This window comes from Cellvibrio sp. BR (genome assembly GCF_000263355.1).
Taxonomy (GTDB): domain Bacteria; phylum Pseudomonadota; class Gammaproteobacteria; order Pseudomonadales; family Cellvibrionaceae; genus Cellvibrio.
Genome location: NZ_JH668203.1, coordinates 279,246 through 298,817, shown reverse-complemented (window position 1 = coordinate 298,817; position 19,572 = coordinate 279,246). Strand labels below are relative to the sequence as shown.

Genomic DNA, 19,572 nt, shown 5'->3' with positions numbered 1-19,572 from the left:
CTCCCAACCCTCCCTTTAAAAAGGGAGAAGTTGGGAGGAGGTAAACGAATTTAAAAATTGGAAAATTTAAAGAGAAAAGAGTATGAGCAATATCAAAGTTGTTGAAGGTGATTTTTCTGCATCTGCTGGCAAATATGCATTAATCGTTAGCCGTTGGAATAGTTTTGTCGTGGAAAGTTTGAAAGATGGCGCGCTCGATACCCTGCGTCGTCACGGCATCAAAGATGAAAACGTCACTATTTATTACGCTCCGGGCGCATTTGAATTCCCGCTGACGGCACAGAAAATCGCCGCCAAAAATGAGTTCGACGCAATCATCGCCTTGGGTGCGGTAATTCGCGGCGGTACTCCGCACTTTGATTATGTTGCCGGTGAATGCACCAAAGGGTTGGCGCAAGTGTCACTGCAATACGGCGTACCGGTGACCTTTGGTGTGTTGACGGTAGACTCCATCGAGCAGGCCATTGAACGCTCTGGCACTAAAGCAGGTAACAAAGGTGTAGAGGCGGCATCCACTGCATTGGAAATGGTCTCCCTGTTTGGAAAAATTTAAGCTCGGCAAGATTTAATTGTTAACCATCGCACCGGTTATTCAAATTCTGCATTCAAGTTCTTTATCAGGTAATTGTTCATGAGCACTTCTTCCGGCCAGCAAAAAGGCCACACCGCTGCTACTCGCCGTATGGCGCGCCACTATGCTATGCAGGCGCTCTACCAATGGCAGATGGCAGGTTCCAGCATCAATGCCATTGAAGCGGAATTTCGCACCGACAACGATATGAGCAAAGTGGATGTGGAGTATTTCCACGAAATTTTGCACGCCGTGCCTGAACATCTCAGTGAGCTTGAAGCGCTGTTTACGCCCTTTTTGGTTGACCGTTCACTGGCGGAGCTGGATGCAATTACCCGCGCACTGCTGCGTATGGCAACCTACGAATTTAAATTCCGCATCGATGTGCCCTACAAAGTCGTGATTAATGAGGCAGTAGCCCTGGCTAAAAAATTCGGCGCGGAAGACAGTCACAAATTTATTAATGGTGTGTTGGATAAAACCGCTGCGGTGGTGCGGGCGTTAGAAGTTAACGCTGAGCGCAACAGCCGCTAGTTTGTATTCATTTCCAAGGTGGGCAGTGCTCACCTTTTTCTCCCCGTCTTATTCATTTCCGGCGTAAAACAGTGCCCAGTGAATTTCAGTTAATCCAGCAGTTTTTCCAGCGCGAGCAAGCTGAACAGCCTGCCGAAGGGGTATTGCTGGGGATTGGCGATGATTGCGCACTGCTGCAAGTTCCCTCGGGAAAACAATTGGCGGTATCAGTGGATACACTGGTCGCTGATGTACATTTCCCAGCGGATGCAGATCCAGGTTTAATCGCCGAGCGCGCCTTAAGAACCAATTTAAGTGACCTCGCCGCCATGGGCGCTGACCCGCTGTGGTTTACCCTCGCACTGACACTACCTGCAGCAAACGAAGACTGGTTGCGTCGTTTTAGTCGTGGCTTATTCGCGTGCGCGCGCGAATTTGGCATTGCCTTGGTTGGTGGCGATACAACCTCTGGCCCGCTGTCGATTACGATTCAAGTGATGGGCGCGACCCAACCGCAACAGACCTTGCGGCGCGATGGTGCCAATATCGGCGATTTTATTGTAGTGACCAACTTTGTGGGTGACGGCGCCGCCGCCTTGGCTGCAATCCAAAACACCCATAAATTTAACGTTGAGCACGCAGCGTATTTGCAGCAGCGTTTTTATCGCCCGACACCGCGCTTATCGGAATCGACATTGATTCGTGCAATCGCCAGCAGCGCCCTGGATATTTCCGATGGCTTGGTGGCTGACTTGCAGCATATTTGTGATGCCAGCGATTTGGGTGCGGTGATTTATGTGGAGGATTTACCACTGTCACCCGCGCTGCAATCCTTGGATGATGTGACACAAGCACGCCAATGGGCGCTTAGCGGTGGTGATGACTACGAGCTGTGTTTTAGTATCGCCCCTGAAAATATGCCTGAACTTGCTATGTTAATCGCGCAGGGCAAATTACACGCGACAGTCATTGGTGAAATGATTGCAGGCGGCAAGGTTGTGTGTGAATTAAATGGCGAGCCCTACACGATGGTTCGCACCGGATACCAACACTTTTAATTAGATTTTTTATGGCGAAAGCAGCGCTTCATACACCCAGCTTCAAACAATTGCTGGAAAACCCGAATCATTTATTTGCTTTCGGTTTTGGCAGTGGCTTGGCACCTAAGGCGCCGGGCACGGTTGGCACTATGGCAGCGATTCCATTTTTTATATTGCTGCAAGATTTATCCTGGCCGATTTATTTGAGTTGGCTGTTGGTGACTTTTGCATTAGGGGTTCTGTGGTGTGATCGTTCATCCAAAGCGCTCGGCGTACACGATCACGGCGGTATAGTGTGGGATGAATTTGTCGGTTTCTGGATCACCATGTTTATGGCGCCCGCCGGTTGGATCTGGATAGTCATTGGATTTGTACTGTTTCGTTTTTTTGACATTATCAAACCCTGGCCAATTAATTGGCTGGATAAAAAAGTTCACGGTGGTTTCGGCATTATGATCGATGATGTATTGGCCGGAATTTACGCACTGCTTGTGCTGCAACTCATCGCCTATTCTGTGAGGTTTCTGTGACTGTTCGTTTTGTGGAATCATCCAAGTTGCCAACCCCCTGGGGCATTTTTGTGATGCACGGTTTTTGTGATGCCGAAAATGATAAAGAGCATGTGGTGCTCACCATGGGGGATGTTAGCAGCGACGAACCGGTTCTGGCGCGCGTTCATTCCGAATGTTTAACCGGCGATGCACTGTTTAGCATGCGCTGCGACTGCGGCCCGCAATTACAGGCGGCCATGCATAAAATTGCTCTAGCAGGGCGCGGGGTGATTTTTTATCTACGTCAGGAGGGGCGCGGTATTGGTTTGCTCAATAAAATCCGTGCCTACCATTTGCAGGATCAGGGCGCGGACACAGTTGAAGCCAATGAGCAATTAGGTTTTGGCGCTGACATGCGCGACTACTCTATTCTCAAACCGATGATTGAACACCTGCAGATTAAATCACTCAAATTGCTCACCAATAATCCGCGCAAGGTAAAAGCCCTGCAGGAAATGGGTGTGAATATTGTAGAGCGTTTGCCCCATCAAACCGGGCGCAATCCCCATAACGCTAAATACCTTGAAACCAAAAAAGGTAAGCTCGGGCATTTATTTAATGCTGCCGACGACGAATAATTTTTGAAATCACTTTTTTACTGAGAGTAACGCAATGACACGAATTGCAATCGCCGGTGCCGCTGGCCGTATGGGGAAGGCGCTGATTGAAGCCACCCAAAAAAATCCGCAAACCACTCTGGGCGCCGCAACTGTGCGTGCGGGCAGCTCACTGATTGGTGTAGACGCCGGTGAGCTGGGCAATGTTGGAAAGTTGGGCGTAACCTTAGTGGATAATATTGCCGCTGTGGTCGACCAGTTTGATGTATTAATTGATTTTAGTTCGCCGCTCGCAACACTCGATAATGTAAAAATTTGCGCTGCGCACAACAAACCAATTGTTATTGGCACCACTGGTTTTAGTGCCGCAGAAAAAGCCGAGCTGCTTTCTTATCAAACACAAATTCCTTTGCTGCTCTCGGCCAATTTTTCCACCGGTGTAAACCTGTGTTTTAAATTGCTCGATTTGGCGGCACGGGTGCTGGGCGATGAATACGATGTGGAAGTCTACGAAGCGCATCACCGCCATAAAGTGGATTCACCTTCAGGTACCGCCATGCGTATGGGGGAAGTGCTGGCCAATGCATTGGAGCGTGATCTGGATAAGGTCGCCGTCTATGGTCGCGAAGGTCAAATTGGTCCGCGCCCGCGCGACACTATAGGTTTTGCCACAGTGCGCGGCGGCGATGTGGTGGGCGATCACACCGTCATGTTTATGGCCGACGGTGAACGCGTAGAAATTACCCACAAGGCATCCAGTCGATTGGCATTTGCTAACGGCGCCGTGCGTGCGGCCGTTTGGTTGCAACAGCAAAAGTCCGGTTTGTTTGATATGCAAGATGTGTTGGGTTTGCGTTAATTTTTTTAATTATCATCCAAGGGAGTAGACGATGGCGGGTTCCAGTTTATTGATGTTGCTCGATGATATCGCCACTGTGCTTGATGACGTGGCAGTAATGACCAAAGTCGCCGCGAAAAAAACCGCTGGGGTGTTAGGCGATGATCTGGCGCTCAATGCGCAGCAAGTGTCCGGTGTGCGCGCTGAGCGTGAGTTACCTGTTGTATGGGCAGTCGCCAAAGGCTCGGCACTCAATAAAGCGATTCTGGTGCCTGCCGCGTTATTCATTAGCGCATTTGTCCCTTGGTTGATCGTCCCGCTGTTAATGATTGGCGGTGCTTATTTGTGTTTTGAAGGATTTGAAAAGCTCGCACACAAGTATTTTCATTCTCAGCAAGAAGAAGCCCAGCATCACCGCGAGTTAATCGAAGCGGTTGCCAACCCTGAAGTGGATATGGTTGCCTTCGAAAAAGACAAAATCAAAGGCGCTGTGCGCACGGACTTTATCCTCTCCGCTGAAATTATTGTTATCGCCTTGGGTTCGGTGGCTGCGGCGACATTTGCCAAACAAGCTGCCGTAGTCGTGAGCATTGCTGTGTTGATGACGGTGGGTGTCTACGGTTTTGTTGCGTTGATTGTGAAGCTGGACGATATAGGTATGCACCTGTGTAAAAAGTCGAATCCTGTCGCACAGGTCTGCGGTAACTTTTTATTAGCCGCCGCGCCGCGCCTGATGAAACTCTTATCCGTACTGGGCACTGCCGCCATGTTTATGGTGGGTGGCGGGATCGTGACGCACAGTATTCCCGTGATTCATCATTGGATTGAGCATGCAGCCACTGCGACTGAACCAGTGGGTTGGTTCACTTCATCGCTATTGAATGGTGTTGCCGGGGTGGCGATTGGTGCGCTGGTGCTTGTTGTTGTCAATGTCGTATTATGGATTGTTAAAAAGAAAAATTAACATTTTTACATTAATATGTTTAATGCATATTGTGACTAGCTATTAATTTCTACTCCTGTGGCGGGGCTCCAAGAATATTGCTAAATGGATTTCATCAATGAAGCTAAATGAGATTAAAATTTCTAAAACCTTCTCTGCCATTATTCTTATTATTGTGATCAGTGTTTTCTTGTTGCCGGTGCTGGGAATGAACTTTATGTTCTGGCTTGCTGAGCGCAAAGAGCAAGCGCATTATTCGGCTCTGGATGAGCAAGTTGAAAATAGAGTCCAGTTGGTCACTCTTTCGTTAAAAAAACTTCAGCTCACTGATCCTGCACTGTTTAACTGTATCTGTGAGCAGGCACTTGAGCAGGCTAAAATTCCTCCCTCCAGTTCAGGCGGTATAGATTCTGTCGTTGAGCTCCAATGGCTGGGGTGTGCCAATAAAGGCATTGCCAGCCTTGATGGTATTGAAGCATTAAAGCAGCTTTCTTCCATTGACCTGCGCGATAACGCGATAGTCAATATCAATGTATTGGCGCAGTTGCGTGAACTTGAAAACCTAGATCTTTCCAATAATGCGGTTACCAGCCTTGAGGCACTCGCCACACTTCCCAACTTAAAAGAAATTCGTCTTTCCGGAAATCAACCGAACAGCATTAAACCGCTGTTGTCTATTGCCACTTTGAAGGCTGTGGATATGCCGGATACAACACAAATTTATTGTGCTGACCTGGAGGTGTTTTTAAATGAAGCCACATTTATTGCCCGACACACTAATCATAACCAGGAATGTAAAGGTGAATACAGTTCGGACATAGGACGGGTCATTGCACTCAAAAACGCGGGGGATACCTTAACACCAGAAGATGAAAGCTTGTTGTTGGAGTATGAGTTGCAGCAAATGAAGCAAAAGTATAAACAGAAATATCAGTAAGTTTTTCCCCTCGCCCTTTAATGCATTTGATCAGTTGATAGAATATGGAGTTTCGATGACTAAAAAAATATTAGTAACTGCCTTTATCGCATTTGGCCTGTTCCAGTTAGCCGATGTGAATTACCGGATGAACCATGAGGGCATCGGACTGCTTGAGTTTTTAAATCCTGCTCCAGCACCAGTGCAAGTTGTTGCAGCTGCATCATCCTCATCAGTATCTTCCATAGTGGTTGAAACCAATCCCTGCACCAAGGCTGGATTTGCCTTGAATGCGACTTTTACATCAGGTATTAAAGCGCGCCTGCCGGAATTTTTGTTGGATGCAGTAGAACCTGAGCGTGATTCCCTGGTGTATTTTTCCGAATTGATTGGTATTAAAACTCCATCGGTAGAATTCAGGTGGAGCAAGGGTGGGGCGGAATTTTACCGTGAACAGGTTGATGTGAAGGGGATACGTTGGCGGGTTTGGTCAGCCATTAATGGGTTAACTAAACCGGATGTGCAGCTGCATAAAACCCTGCCATTAACCGTTGAAATTTGGTCCGGCCAATGTATGGTTCATGCGGACAAGATTCATTTTTCTGCTGATGCACATGCAATCCACCTCGATCAATCTGCGAGTTATTTTGATTATTACAATAAAACCCTCGGTGATGTATCAAGTGCATTCCAGTATTCGCAAGAGGTTAACAATACCGCCTTGGTTTATCGTTTTGATGAAAAACGGTTAAATCCAAAAATCTATATTGATATTGAAAATCAGCTACGCAACGAGTTAACGCGCGATGTTTTTAGCCGGTATGTTGAACGCGATGAAGCGCTCCCACTGCCCTCCGCAAAAGGTGGGGTTGTGCTTAATTATTCTGATGTGAATATCAATCGCAAAACAGCGGGTGGTGATACGGTGCTATTGGAGGCAATTAAAAACAATAGCCAAAACACCATCAAGAGTTTGCTGGCAATTGGCGCCAATCCATTTATCCGCGATGCGGAGAATCGCTCGCCCCTGGATTTGGCGCTGGCTGCAAAAAATAGAATGTTGGTTGAAATGCTTCTGGAGCACATGATCTCCGGCAATTCGGTTGAGCGTGCCGGATGGAGCGACATCAGTTTTGCGAACATTTTATCCAGCGGTAATTACGCTTACCTTGGTGGGCGTAATCGTTTGGGCGAAACCTCATTGATGCGCGCTGCTGCATCCGGTGATGAGTTTGCGATCATTGGTCTTGTCGGTTTGGATGCTATGGTAGAAGAATCCGAATCGCTGCCTTATCAAGATCCTTATCATGTTGATTATGCTGGGCGCCAGGCTGTGGATATAGCGCAGGAGTCGGGGTACTCCGGTGCGGTCTTGTTGTTAGAGAAGGCGATGGAGCGGTTTTCTCCATCCTGGAGCGTTTATCGGATGGTGATTGCATCGGAGTTGCAGGGAGATACGCCTACCCAATGTTATATCCAGCCGGGGCAGCGAATGTGGTTGTTGGCCACACTGGTGGATATTCCAGTGAAGAAAGTAAAGCTGGAATGGTCTGTCAGGCAAAGTTACAAGGATACTTGGCGTCTGGTAAAAACAGAGGAGTATCTGGTCACCAATAGCGAGTATCAACTTAAAAGTTATGTCGATAGTCTTGATCTTGGGCGGGATCCCATTTGGGAGGTTCAGGCCAAGCTTTATATAAATGGCCGTCCTGCCCACAATGGCGCTATTAGCAGGAATTATTCATCGGCTAGTAAGACGGATTGTGATTACGACAACCACTATCAAAAGAGTTCCCTTAAAAAACAATTTGCGGCTTGGGTGCCTATCAATATTGTCAGTAAGCGCGCCACCGGTTTTTCAGCCGAAAATTTACGCATCTATCAAAAATTATTAGAGGATGCTGTGCTCTATGAAAGTCCCTCTTTGTTGCAGTATCTGTTAGAAAGCGGCATGGACCCGCAGATAAAACATCACGATAACTCACTAGTTCGCAAAGCGGTAACGAATAAAAAATTAGCCTTGGTGCAATATCTGCTCGCGGGTGGTGCAGACCTGATGAGCGCCGATGTTGCACTCCGTCAGAGTAAGAGAAGTCTTATTAATGATGCTATTTATGAAAATGATTTAACTATGGTGAAGTTTTTATACCGACAGGGTTTGCCGGTTACGGAGGTCAATGCCGGTGTTGCCCAGCCGTTGGTGAAGGCAATAGATAATTGCAATGCTGATATGGTTGCCTTGTTGTTGAGTTTGGGGGCAAATCCGTCCTTACAGCTAAGCGCCACAGAAAATATTACTGTGATGGACTATGCCGAGCGTTGCTCCTATGAGCCTCGAGTTAGGGAGGTGCTCAGTAATAATTATTTAAGTGAGGTTAATTAACGGACATGACGAGGGTTCTGCAAGGGGGGGAGGTGACTTCGCCCGAATCAAGGCAGATTCCCATGGACAGCCGCTGGCGAGTCCCGTAGAATTCGCAGCCAGATTGTGCCCGACCAGATATCGGGCAACAAAAGAATACAAAACGGTTCGCACAAGAACATAAAAAAGCGAGATGAGATCAGAGTTTCATCTCGCTTTTTTACAACCAGACGTTTTATAGCCAGATCAATTTTGCCTTTTGACTCAATAACTTATCGCGATGTTCACTTTTTAAGTGCCAATGCGACTGACTTTTTGAGCCTGAAAAAACTGAACGTCTGTGCGATTTGGATGACGAACCTACAACGATTTATTAGCTTGCTTTAAGGGTATCCCGCAGGGTTTGTGACTGCTGGTGTTCTCCAAGCCAAAACCCAACCAGCTCAGGAGGTTGTTTTGACTACTCAGGAATCCCTTGCTGCCCCGAAGAAGGCCATTTTGGTCCTCGCCGACGGTAGTGTGTTCCGTGGTACCGCAATTGGTGCTGAAGGTTTGTCTGTTGGTGAGGTGGTATTTAATACCGCAATTACCGGTTATCAGGAAATCCTTACCGATCCATCCTATGCCCAGCAAATTGTTACCCTTACTTATCCCCATATCGGCAATACCGGTACCAACAGCGAAGACGAAGAATGCGAGCGCATTTGGGCTACTGGTCTGGTGATTCGCGATTTGCCTTTGTTAGCCAGCAACTTCCGTAATCAAGAAAACCTTTCTGACTATCTCAAAGCACGCAATGTGATCGGTATCGCCGATATCGATACCCGCCGCTTGACCCGTATCCTGCGCGACAAAGGTGCCCAGAACGGCTGCCTGATGGCAGGAGATGACATTGATGAAGCCAAAGCACTGGCTGCTGCCAAAGCCTTCGGCGGTTTGAAGGGCTTGGATCTCGCCAAAGAAGTGACCGTGAGTGAGTCATACACATGGAATGAGAGTAGTTGGACGTTGGGCGAGGGCCATAAAGCCCTGACTGGAGCCAAGAAATTTAAAGTAGTCGCGTACGACTACGGTGTTAAGCGCAATATCCTGCGCATGCTCGCGGATCGCGATTGCGAGTTGATTGTTGTGCCCGCAAAAACCACAGCGGCTGAAGTACTGGCACTGAATCCGGACGGTGTTTTCCTCTCCAACGGCCCTGGCGACCCTGAGCCATGCACTTACGCCATCGAAGCGATTAAAAATATTCTGGAAACCGATACCCCAGTATTTGGTATCTGCCTTGGTCACCAATTATTGGCGCTGGCCTCGGGTGCCAAAACCATCAAGATGAAATTTGGCCATCACGGCGGTAATCATCCGGTACAGGATCTGGAATCCAAACGCGTGATGATCACCGCGCAGAACCACGGTTTTGCGGTGGAAGAATCCAGCTTGCCCGCAAACCTCAGGGCGACACATAAATCCTTATTCGATGGTTCCTTGCAAGGTATTCATCGCACCGATAAGGCCGCGTTCAGCTTCCAGGGTCACCCTGAAGCCAGCCCCGGCCCACACGATGCCGATACCTTATTCGACCACTTTATTGAATTGATGCAAGCGCGCAAGGCGTCCTAATCGGAGCAGACATGCCAAAACGTACAGACATAAACAGTGTATTGATTCTCGGCGCTGGCCCGATCGTAATCGGCCAGGCGTGTGAATTTGACTACTCAGGCGCGCAAGCCTGTAAAGCCCTGCGTGAAGAGGGTTACCGCGTTATTTTGGTGAACTCCAATCCAGCCACCATCATGACCGACCCGGCGATGGCGGATGCAACCTACATCGAGCCGATTGAATGGCAAACCGTAGAAAAAATTATTGAAAAAGAACGCCCCGATGTAATCCTGCCCACCATGGGCGGCCAAACGGCGCTCAACTGTGCGTTGGCGCTTGCTAAACACGGCGTGTTGGAAAAGTACAATGTTGAGTTGATTGGCGCGAAAGAAGAAGCCATCAATATGGCAGAAGACCGCAACTTGTTCGACCAAGCCATGAAGCGCATTGGCCTTTCATGCGCCCGCGCGAAAATCGTTCATACCTTGGAAGAAGCAAAAGAAGCACCGAAAGAATTCGGTTTCCCATGCATCATTCGCCCGTCATTTACCATGGGCGGTTCAGGTGGTGGTATCGCTTACAACTGGGACGAGTTTGAAGAAATTTGTACGCGCGGTTTGGATTTGTCACCAACCAATGAATTGTTGATTGACGAATCTCTGCTCGGTTGGAAAGAGTACGAGATGGAAGTTGTGCGTGACAAAAACGACAACTGCATCATCGTCTGCTCGATTGAAAACTTTGATCCGATGGGCGTTCACACTGGCGACTCGATCACCGTTGCTCCAGCGCAAACCCTTACCGATAAGGAATACCAAATCATGCGCAATGCGTCGATTGCGGTATTGCGTGAAATCGGTGTGGAAACGGGCGGTTCCAACGTGCAATTTGCGGTGAATCCAGTTGATGGTCGTATGGTAGTGATCGAGATGAATCCGCGTGTATCGCGTTCATCCGCACTTGCATCCAAAGCGACGGGCTTTCCGATTGCAAAAATTGCTGCCAAGTTGGCGATTGGTTATACCCTTGACGAATTGCAAAACGAAATTACCGGTGGTGCAACTCCTGCTTCATTTGAACCATCAATCGATTATGTCGTTACTAAAGTGCCGCGCTTTACCTTTGAAAAATTCGGTGAGGCGGATGCACGCCTGACTACCCAGATGAAATCAGTGGGCGAAGTGATGGCGATTGGCCGTACTTTCCAGGAATCGCTGCAAAAAGCCCTGCGCGGTTTGGAGGTTGGTTCGGCCGGTTTTGAATCTAAAGTGGATTACACCACCGAAGAGGGCGCTGCCAAAGTTCGCCGCGAATTGACCACTGCTGGTGCCGAGCGTATCTGGTATGTGGGTGATGCTTTCCGTATGGGTATGAGCGTTAACGATGCTTTCAACCTGTCAAAAATTGATCCCTGGTTCCTCGTACAAGTCAAAGAGCTTATCGATATAGAGCAGTCACTGCGCGGTAAGTCACTGAATGATTTGGATGCAGATCAGCTGTTCAAGCTCAAGCGTAAAGGCTTCTCCGACAAACGTTTGGCGTTGCTCCTTGGGGCTAGCGAAAAGGCGGTGCGTCACTACCGTCAAGGTTTGAATATTCGCCCGGCATACAAGCGTGTTGATACTTGCGCGGCTGAATTTTCCACCTCGACTGCGTACATGTACTCAACCTATGAAGAAGAGTGCGAAGCGAATCCGAGCGATAAGAAAAAGATTTTGGTTATTGGCGGCGGTCCTAACCGTATCGGTCAGGGTATCGAGTTTGATTACTGCTGCGTACACGCGGCACTGGCGATGCGCGAAGACGGTTACGAAACCATTATGGTTAACTGTAATCCGGAAACTGTATCGACCGATTATGACACGTCTGATCGGTTGTTCTTTGAACCAGTGACATTGGAAGACGTACTTGAAATCGTTCATAAAGAAAAACCAGTCGGCGTGATTGTGCAATTCGGTGGGCAAACTCCGCTGAAATTAGCGCGCGCGCTGGAAGCGGAAGGCGTACCTATTATCGGCACCAGCCCCGATGCTATTGATAAAGCCGAAGACCGCGAGCGCTTCCAGCAGATGATCCACAAGTTGGGTCTGTTGCAGCCGCCAAATGCGATTGTTCGTTCGCTGGAAGAAGCTTTACTTGCTGCTGATAAAGTTGGCTATCCATTGGTAGTTCGTCCGTCCTATGTATTGGGCGGCCGCGCGATGGAAATTGTCTACAAAGAAGATGAGTTACGCACCTATATGCGCACTGCGGTACAAGTGTCAGAAGATGCACCGGTGTTGCTCGATCACTTCCTGAATAATGCCATCGAAGTGGATATAGATTCGGTATCTGACGGTAAACAAGTGGTCATTGGCGGCATCATGCAACATATCGAGCAATGCGGTGTCCACTCCGGTGACTCAGCCTGTTCATTGCCACCTTACTCACTACCTGCTGATGTGCAGGACGCTATGCGTGAACAAGTAAAACAAATGGCGATTGAGTTGGGTGTAATCGGCCTGATGAATACCCAGCTGGCCTATCAAGACGGCAAGATTTACGTGATTGAGGTGAATCCTCGCGCCTCGCGCACTGTACCTTTTGTATCCAAGTGTATTGGGGTGTCACTGGCAAAAGTGGCTGCGCGCTGTCAAGCGGGCACGTCGTTGGCGGAGCAGGGGTTCACCAAAGAGATTATTCCTGACTATTTCAGTGTTAAAGAGGCGGTATTCCCCTTTAACAAGTTCCCGGCGGTCGACCCTATTCTCGGGCCAGAAATGAAGTCCACCGGTGAAGTGATGGGTGTAGGTAACAGTTTCGGTGAAGCCTATGGTAAATCGCAATTGGGCGCCAACAACCGCATTCCCACTTCGGGTACTGCGTTTATTAGCGTGCGCGACATGGATAAAGCTGGCATTGTCAGTGTTGGCCAGGATCTGGCTGAGCTTGGCTTTAAACTCGTGGCAACACGCGGTACTGCCACTGTGTTGGAGCAAGCTGGCTTGACTGTACAGGTTGTTAATAAAGTACAGGAGGGTCGCCCACACATTGTTGATATGATCAAAAACGATGAAATTGATTTGATCATCAACACGGTTGAAGGGCGTCAAGCTACCCGTGATTCATCATCGATTCGCCGCAGCGCAGAAAACCATCGTGTGTACTACAACACTACCCTGGCAGCTGGTTTGGCGGTGTGTATGGCACTTAAAGAAGTTAAAGAGATCGAAGTGCGCCGTCTGCAAGACTTGCACAGTCGAATCGTTTAAAAGGATTAGGCATGAGCACTAAATTTCCGATGACAGAACAGGGCGCAGAAAAGCTGCGCCTTGAGCTGGAAGACCTGAAAAAAGTTCAGCGCCCGCGCATAGTTAACGCCATTGCCGAGGCTCGTGCCCACGGCGATTTAAAAGAAAATGCCGAATACTCTGCCGCGCGCGAACAGCAGAGCTTCTGTGAGGGGCGTATTAATGAAATTGAAGGCAAGCTTTCCAATGCCCAAATTATTGATGTAACTAAAATCCCCCACAGCGGCAAAGTATTGTTTGGCACTACTGTCACTATGATCAATCTGGATACTGAGCAGTCTATGACCTACCAGATTGTGGGTGACGACGAGGCGGATGTTAAATCCAACAAAATTTCCGTTAACTCACCTATTGCGCGCGCGCTGATAGGTAAAGAGGAGGGAGATGTGGTGGTAGTAAAAACACCAGGTGGTGATGTCGACTACGAAATTGACAAGGTTGAGCACATCTAGGCTGTTGAATTCAGGTCATAAAAAAACCGCCGTTGGGCGGTTTTTTATTAACGATGTAGATTGGATAATTTGGGGTTGGCTTTTTTATTGTGGCGATAAAGTAAAACTACTTTGCCAATCTCCTGAATCAGCTCAACATTAGGCAGGTTTAAGAGTTTGGTGACTACTTCCTTGCGCTCTTCGCGTTCAGCCAACGCCAGTTTCACTTTAATCAGTTCGTGGTCATCCAGTGCACGATTAAGCTCTGCTATTACGCCATCACTCAGGCCATTGCCGGCGATGGTGACTATAGGGTTTAGTTTGTGGCCAATGGTGCGAAACTGTTTTTTGCGCTCTGGGCTGATCGGCATAAATGTACCTGAAGTAATAATGAAATAATGGCACGCATTCTACTTCATTCCATTGGGCAAGGCTTGTTTTTAGGGGGAACTGTTTTGGTGAAAGTGGGTGCTTTCACTGGGATAATTTTATTTTGACCTTGTTTTCGTCTCCTAGGGCCCCAATCATTCACTCAATATCAAAGCCTTCATGAAATAGAATTGGAGGTATATATCCAAGAGTATTCTTGGAAAAATCGGCGATTTCATGTCGCAGATGTGTAAGAATTAGCTAATTCCATTGGGGTTTCGCAAGTTGTGGAGCTATGCTGGGGTTTGATGCTTTCACCAAAATGATGTAACTGTGAGGATTTTTCCTTGAACGATATAACCAAGAATCTCGTGCTCTGGCTGGTAATCGCCGTAGTCCTGTTTAGTGTATTTGAGGGCTTCAATAAGCAGTCAGCGAGTAACACGTTGAATTACTCAGATTTTATCGCCAGCGTACGCGAAGATCGGGTAAAAGAGGTAACCATAGATGGTCTGGTTATCGAAGGGATAAATAGAGATAGCACGACATTTAAAACGATACGCCCTCAGGTGCAGGATCCCAAGCTTATTGATGATCTGTATAACCACAACGTTACTATTAAAGGGCGCGAGGTTGAGCAACCGAGCCTCTTGAATCAGTTGTTGGTGGCAAGCTTCCCTATACTTATTATTATCGCGGTTTTCTGGTTTTTTATGCGCCAGATGCAAGGCGGTGCTGGCGGTAAGGGCGGCCCTATGAGTTTTGGCAAAAGCAAGGCGCGCTTGCTCGGTGAAGACCAAATTAAAACTACCTTTGCTGATGTTGCCGGTGTGGATGAGGCTAAAGAAGAAGTGCAGGAGCTGGTGCAGTACCTGCGTGACCCTTCAAAATTTCAGCGGTTAGGTGGCCAAATTCCACGCGGTGTGCTGATGGTTGGCCCACCAGGCACCGGTAAAACCCTACTGGCTAAAGCAATTGCGGGCGAAGCCAAAGTGCCTTTCTTTTCAATCTCCGGTTCTGACTTTGTTGAGATGTTTGTGGGTGTCGGCGCAAGCCGTGTGCGCGATATGTTTGAGCAGGCCAAGAAGCAGGCGCCATGTATTATTTTTATCGATGAAATTGATGCGGTTGGTCGCCATCGTGGCGGTGGTCATGGCGGTGGTCACGATGAGCGTGAACAAACCTTGAACCAATTACTGGTTGAGATGGATGGCTTTGAGGGCAACGATGGCGTAATTATTATCGCTGCAACCAACCGTGCTGACGTGCTCGATAAAGCGTTGTTGCGTCCAGGTCGCTTCGATCGTCAAGTGTATGTTGGTCTGCCTGATATCCGTGGGCGTGAGCAAATTTTGAAAGTTCACATGCGTAAGGTTCCATTGGATGAGCGTATCAGCGCGTCTATCATCGCTCGTGGCACTCCAGGCTTTTCAGGGGCGGAGCTTGCAAACCTGGTAAACGAAGCCGCTCTGATGGCTGCTCGCGGTAATAAACGTCTGGTTACCATGGAGGATTTTGAGAAGGCACGTGACAAAATTATGATGGGGGCTGAACGCCGTACCATGGTGATGAGTGAGAAGGAAAAAGAAAACACCGCTTATCATGAAGCAGGTCATGCCATCGTTGGTCGCATAGTACCGGAGCACGATCCAGTCCACAAAGTCACTATTATTCCGCGTGGGCGTGCTCTGGGGGTTACCCAGTTCCTGCCAGAAGCAGACAAATACAGCATGAGCCGCCGTGCGCTGGAATCCAGTATATGTACTTTGTTTGGTGGCCGAATTGCCGAATTGATGACCCTTGGTGAAGATGGCATCACTACTGGTGCATCAAACGATATTGAGCGTGCAACCGCGATTGCGCGCAACATGGTGACAAAATGGGGCTTGTCATCCAAATTGGGTCCTCTTCACTATGGTGAAGAGGAGGGTATGTATCCCGGCATGGCCAGCCAGCAATATTCTGATGATACTTCAAAGCATATTGATGAAGAAGTTCGGCGTATCATTGAAGATTGTTACGCGCGCGCGCGAAAGATTCTTGAAGATAATCGCGATATCCTTGAGGCGATGAAAGATGCATTGATGGAATATGAAACTATTGATGCTGACCAAGTTGATGATTTGATGGCTCGCCGAAAAGTGCGCCCACCACGTGATTGGAATGACGATGACTTCAATAGTCATCTACGAGAAAAAGACGAAAAAGAAAAGGATAAGGGGAGTTCAGGCGATAACCCGGCCGGTCCTATCGGTGGCCCTGCCAATACTCATTGATCTCTTGGCGTGGCAAACAAGAACCCCGAGCTTGCTCGGGGTTCTTGTTTTAGAATAACTGCTTACTTTCAATAATCATTTTCTATGAAACCAATTTCCCCCTCTGTCACAAGTTTGTGTTGCGGTAAGCATTTATTAGATCTGACCCGCCCTGTGGTGATGGGTATTTTAAATACCACGCCCGACTCTTTTTCCGATGGTGGGAGCTACTACAAAAATCACCGGCTCTCATTGGATCTTGCTCTGCGTCGTGCCGAACAAATGTTGTTGGATGGGGCACAAATAATTGATGTTGGTGGGGAGTCAACCCGCCCTGGCGCTCCGATTGTCTCGGTGCAGGAAGAGCTGGATCGCGTTATTCCGGTGGTGGAAGCTGTGGTCGGGCAATTGGGCGCGCTGGTGTCGGTTGATACAAGCTCGGCATCGGTTATTCGCGAGTCTGCTAGTCGCGGCGCGAGTTTGATTAATGATGTGCGAGCCCTCCAGCGTGAGGGTGCGGTTGCTGCAGCTGCGGAGACGGGGTTGCCTGTCTGTTTGATGCACATGCAGGGTGAACCGGACACTATGCAGCAAAACCCAAATTACAGTGATGTGGTTGAGCAGGTGTTTGGCTTTTTGGAGGCTCGCCTTGCGGTTTGTCAGGCCGCTGGAATTGCTCGCGAACAAATCCTGCTCGATCCAGGGTTTGGCTTTGGCAAAACACTCGCGCATAATCTCGCGCTTTTAAAGCACCTGCCAGAGTTCGCGCGATTTGGATTGCCGTTATTGGTTGGAATGTCGCGGAAGTCCATGGTTGCGCAGTTACTCGGTCGGCCAGTAGAGCAGCGATTGGCCGGTAGTCTTGCGTTGGCAATGCTTGCCGCCGAGCGAGGTGCTGCGATTATTAGGGTTCATGATGTCGCCGAAACGGTCGATGTCTTAAAGGTTCTTGCTGCTGTAAACCAATAGCTGGGTGCAGTAACTCATTGTTAGCGGAGTAAGGAAGTATGTCTCGTAAGTATTTTGGTACTGATGGTATTCGTGGTTTGGTAGGGGAGTTTCCCATAACCCCGGACTTTATGCTTAAGCTGGGTTGGGCTGCTGGCTGTGTGTTGAAAGATCGCTTTGATGGTCAGAATATGATTTTGATCGGTAAAGACACGCGCATTTCTGGCTATATGTTTGAATCTGCACTGCAAGCCGGCCTGATCAATGCTGGGGTAGATGTGGGTCTGTTGGGACCAATGCCAACACCGGGCGTTGCTTATTTGACGCGTACCTTCAAGGCGCAGGCAGGCATAGTAATCAGCGCCTCTCACAATAGCTATGTCGACAATGGCATCAAATTTTTTGGTGGTAATGGCAGTAAATTACCTGATGAGCTGGAGATTCTGATCGAGCAGCAGCTTGAAGGGCAAATGTCGACTGCTGAAAAATTGGGTAAAGCGCGTCGCATTGCGGATGCCTCTGGGCGCTACGTCGAGTTTTGTAAAGGCACTATGCCTTGGGGATTTAACCTGAAGGGTATGCATATTGTTCTGGATTGCGCCAATGGCGCTACCTACCATATTGCCCCTGATGTTTTTACTGAGCTGGGTGCGCGCATCACCACCTTGTTTGTTGAGCCTAATGGTACAAATATCAACCGCAGTTGCGGTTCTACCAAGCCAGAAGCCTTGCAGGAAAAAGTCGTTGAGTTGGGTGCTGATTTGGGGATCGCATTTGATGGTGATGGTGATCGTGTGGTCTTTGTTGATCACAAAGGTGAATTGATTGATGGTGATGAATTGCTTTACATCATTGCAGCTTATCAGCATGAATACGCTGGTGGTTGTGATGGTGTTGTGGGCACACTCATGAGTAATTTTGGTTTTGAGTTGGGCCTTAAAAAACTCAATGTCCCCTTCGCCCGCGCTAAAGTGGGTGATCGCTATGTGATTGAATTGATGCGTCAAAATGGTTGGCGCTTGGGCGGCGAGAACTCAGGCCATATCGTATGTAGCAATGTAACCACTACCGGTGATGGGATTATTGCTGCACTTCAAGTGTTGCTTGCGGTTACCACTATGGGTGAGCCACTTCACCGCATTAAAAAATCCATGACCAAGTTGCCGCAAGTGATGATCAATGTACATATGACTAAGCGTGTTGATTTAAGTAGCAATCCCAGCGTTCTAGCCGCAGTTAAACTTACTGAAGACAAGCTTGCAGGTACCGGGCGTGTTTTGTTGCGTCCATCAGGTACTGAGCCGGTAGTGCGTGTAATGGTGGAAGGTGAAGATAAGAAACAAGTAAAAGAATTGGCGCAGGAATTGGCGGCTACTGTCGAAGCCGCATTGAACTGATGGCTGCTGATGGGGGTGGAGGTTGCACTCTGTTATGGGTGTGCAAAATACGCTCAGTCAGCTTGAGTTGTATTCAGTGGTAAAATTTTTCCTCCAATAAAACAAAAAAACAGATAAAAATCAGATGTTAAGCCAAGATTTTGTTGTATGTTGAAATCATCTTGGCTAACATTAGCGCCCGCTTTGGGGGAGGTATTGCTGTTGACTAAAGCAAGTAACGCCAAGCGCCGCCAACTTGTGGTTGGCAACTGGAAAATGAACGGTAACTTGAATGCAAATGGACTGTTGCTGAAAGCAATTGTCGGCGAATGGCAAGGTAAGCACGGCGCCGATGTTGTAATTTGCCCTCCTTTCCCGTATCTCGCGCACACTGCGAATTTGCTCTCTGGTTCTGAAATTATGACCGGTGCACAAACAGTAAGCGAGTATAAAAAAGGCGCATACACGGGTGAAGTTTCTGCTTTAATGCTTGCAGATTTGGATTGCAAATTTGTAATAATTGGTCACAATGAGCGCCGCCGAATGCAGCGCGAGTCAGATCGTGAAATTGCAGAAAAATTTGTTCAATGCCAAGGCGCGGGTTTGATCCCAATACTATGCGTTGGCGAATCAACTGAAGATCGTGATAAGGGTTTGTATCTTCAAACTATAGGTCGACAGCTTAATGCTATATTTGATCTTGTAGATCGGTCAGTTTTTTGCAATGCAGTAGTAGCTTACGAGCCTGTGTGGGCTGTAGGTACAGGTAAAACAGCTACGCCTTGTCAAGCTGAAGAGGTTCATCGTTTTATACGTAAGCAGCTTGGTGAGATAGGCCAAGAAGTAAGAATTCTGTATGGTGGTAGCGTCAAAGCGCACAATGCAAAAGATTTATTCGCATTAGCTGATATTGACGGTGCCTTGCTTGGCGGCGCTTCACTTGATGCCGACGAGTTTTTAGCAATCTGTAAAGCTGCTGAATAGTTGCTTTACATCAAACGCTCAAGAGAGCTTTG

At 48.2% G+C, this 19,572-nt stretch carries 17 protein-coding genes; 16 read left to right on the top strand and 1 reads right to left on the bottom strand.

What is annotated here, in order from left to right; all coding sequences use genetic code 11:
• Positions 1-82 precede the first annotated feature (82 nt).
• The 12 genes from ribE to greA all read left to right on the top strand — a co-directional run bounded on the left by ribE (position 83) and on the right by greA (position 13,629).
• Complete coding sequence (gene ribE / locus O59_RS14460) at positions 83-553, top strand: 6,7-dimethyl-8-ribityllumazine synthase (protein WP_007644020.1); 471 nt, start codon at positions 83-85, stop codon at positions 551-553.
• Between the two features lie 78 nt (positions 554-631).
• Positions 632-1,105 (top strand): transcription antitermination factor NusB, encoded by a 474-nt coding sequence (nusB, locus tag O59_RS14455; protein ID WP_007644019.1) that lies wholly within the window; start codon positions 632-634, stop codon positions 1,103-1,105.
• A gap of 71 nt (positions 1,106-1,176) precedes the next feature.
• Positions 1,177-2,142, top strand: coding sequence for a thiamine-phosphate kinase (gene thiL, locus O59_RS14450; RefSeq protein ID WP_007644017.1), 966 nt, complete (start codon positions 1,177-1,179; stop codon positions 2,140-2,142).
• An 11-nt stretch (positions 2,143-2,153) separates the two neighbouring features.
• On the top strand, positions 2,154-2,654 hold the full coding sequence (locus O59_RS14445; protein WP_007644015.1) for a phosphatidylglycerophosphatase A: 501 nt from the start codon (positions 2,154-2,156) through the stop codon (positions 2,652-2,654).
• The gene (gene ribA, locus O59_RS14440) at positions 2,651-3,253 is read left to right on the top strand and encodes a GTP cyclohydrolase II (protein WP_007644013.1); all 603 of its coding nucleotides are present in this window, start codon (positions 2,651-2,653) and stop codon (positions 3,251-3,253) included. Before O59_RS14445 ends, ribA begins: the two co-directional genes overlap by 4 nt.
• A gap of 34 nt (positions 3,254-3,287) precedes the next feature.
• Positions 3,288-4,091, top strand: coding sequence for a 4-hydroxy-tetrahydrodipicolinate reductase (gene dapB, locus O59_RS14435; protein WP_007644003.1), 804 nt, complete (start codon positions 3,288-3,290; stop codon positions 4,089-4,091).
• Positions 4,092-4,122: 31 nt separating this feature from the next.
• Complete coding sequence (locus tag O59_RS14430; RefSeq protein WP_007644002.1) at positions 4,123-5,034, top strand: DUF808 domain-containing protein; 912 nt, start codon at positions 4,123-4,125, stop codon at positions 5,032-5,034.
• A gap of 97 nt (positions 5,035-5,131) precedes the next feature.
• Complete coding sequence (locus O59_RS14425; protein WP_007644001.1) at positions 5,132-5,950, top strand: leucine-rich repeat domain-containing protein; 819 nt, start codon at positions 5,132-5,134, stop codon at positions 5,948-5,950.
• A 55-nt stretch (positions 5,951-6,005) separates the two neighbouring features.
• Positions 6,006-8,312, top strand: coding sequence for an ankyrin repeat domain-containing protein (locus tag O59_RS14420; RefSeq protein ID WP_007644000.1), 2,307 nt, complete (start codon positions 6,006-6,008; stop codon positions 8,310-8,312).
• Between the two features lie 435 nt (positions 8,313-8,747).
• Entirely contained in the window at positions 8,748-9,908 is a 1,161-nt protein-coding gene (carA, locus tag O59_RS14415) for a glutamine-hydrolyzing carbamoyl-phosphate synthase small subunit (protein WP_040392767.1), read from the top strand.
• Positions 9,909-9,919: 11 nt separating this feature from the next.
• Complete coding sequence (gene carB / locus O59_RS14410; RefSeq protein ID WP_007643996.1) at positions 9,920-13,138, top strand: carbamoyl-phosphate synthase large subunit; 3,219 nt, start codon at positions 9,920-9,922, stop codon at positions 13,136-13,138.
• Between the two features lie 11 nt (positions 13,139-13,149).
• Complete coding sequence (gene greA, locus O59_RS14405) at positions 13,150-13,629, top strand: transcription elongation factor GreA (RefSeq protein WP_007643994.1); 480 nt, start codon at positions 13,150-13,152, stop codon at positions 13,627-13,629.
• A 47-nt stretch (positions 13,630-13,676) separates the two neighbouring features.
• Here the strand turns inward: greA and O59_RS14400 are convergent, their stop codons facing one another.
• Positions 13,677-13,979 (bottom strand): YhbY family RNA-binding protein, encoded by a 303-nt coding sequence (locus tag O59_RS14400; RefSeq protein ID WP_007643992.1) that lies wholly within the window; start codon positions 13,977-13,979, stop codon positions 13,677-13,679.
• A 345-nt stretch (positions 13,980-14,324) separates the two neighbouring features.
• Here O59_RS14400 and ftsH point away from each other — a divergent pair, with 345 nt between their 5' ends.
• From ftsH to tpiA, 4 genes are all read left to right on the top strand, one after another.
• A complete protein-coding gene (ftsH, locus tag O59_RS14395; RefSeq protein WP_040392765.1) occupies positions 14,325-16,253 on the top strand; it encodes an ATP-dependent zinc metalloprotease FtsH in 1,929 nt (642 codons plus the stop codon).
• 84 nt (positions 16,254-16,337) lie between these two features.
• On the top strand, positions 16,338-17,201 hold the full coding sequence (folP, locus tag O59_RS14390) for a dihydropteroate synthase (RefSeq protein ID WP_040392762.1): 864 nt from the start codon (positions 16,338-16,340) through the stop codon (positions 17,199-17,201).
• A gap of 38 nt (positions 17,202-17,239) precedes the next feature.
• Positions 17,240-18,577 carry a phosphoglucosamine mutase gene (glmM, locus tag O59_RS14385; protein ID WP_007643988.1) on the top strand — a complete coding sequence of 446 codons (1,338 nt, stop codon included), beginning with the start codon at positions 17,240-17,242 and terminating at the stop codon, positions 18,575-18,577.
• A gap of 147 nt (positions 18,578-18,724) precedes the next feature.
• Entirely contained in the window at positions 18,725-19,540 is an 816-nt protein-coding gene (gene tpiA, locus O59_RS14380) for a triose-phosphate isomerase (protein ID WP_081489717.1), read from the top strand.
• Positions 19,541-19,572: the final 32 nt, after the last annotated feature.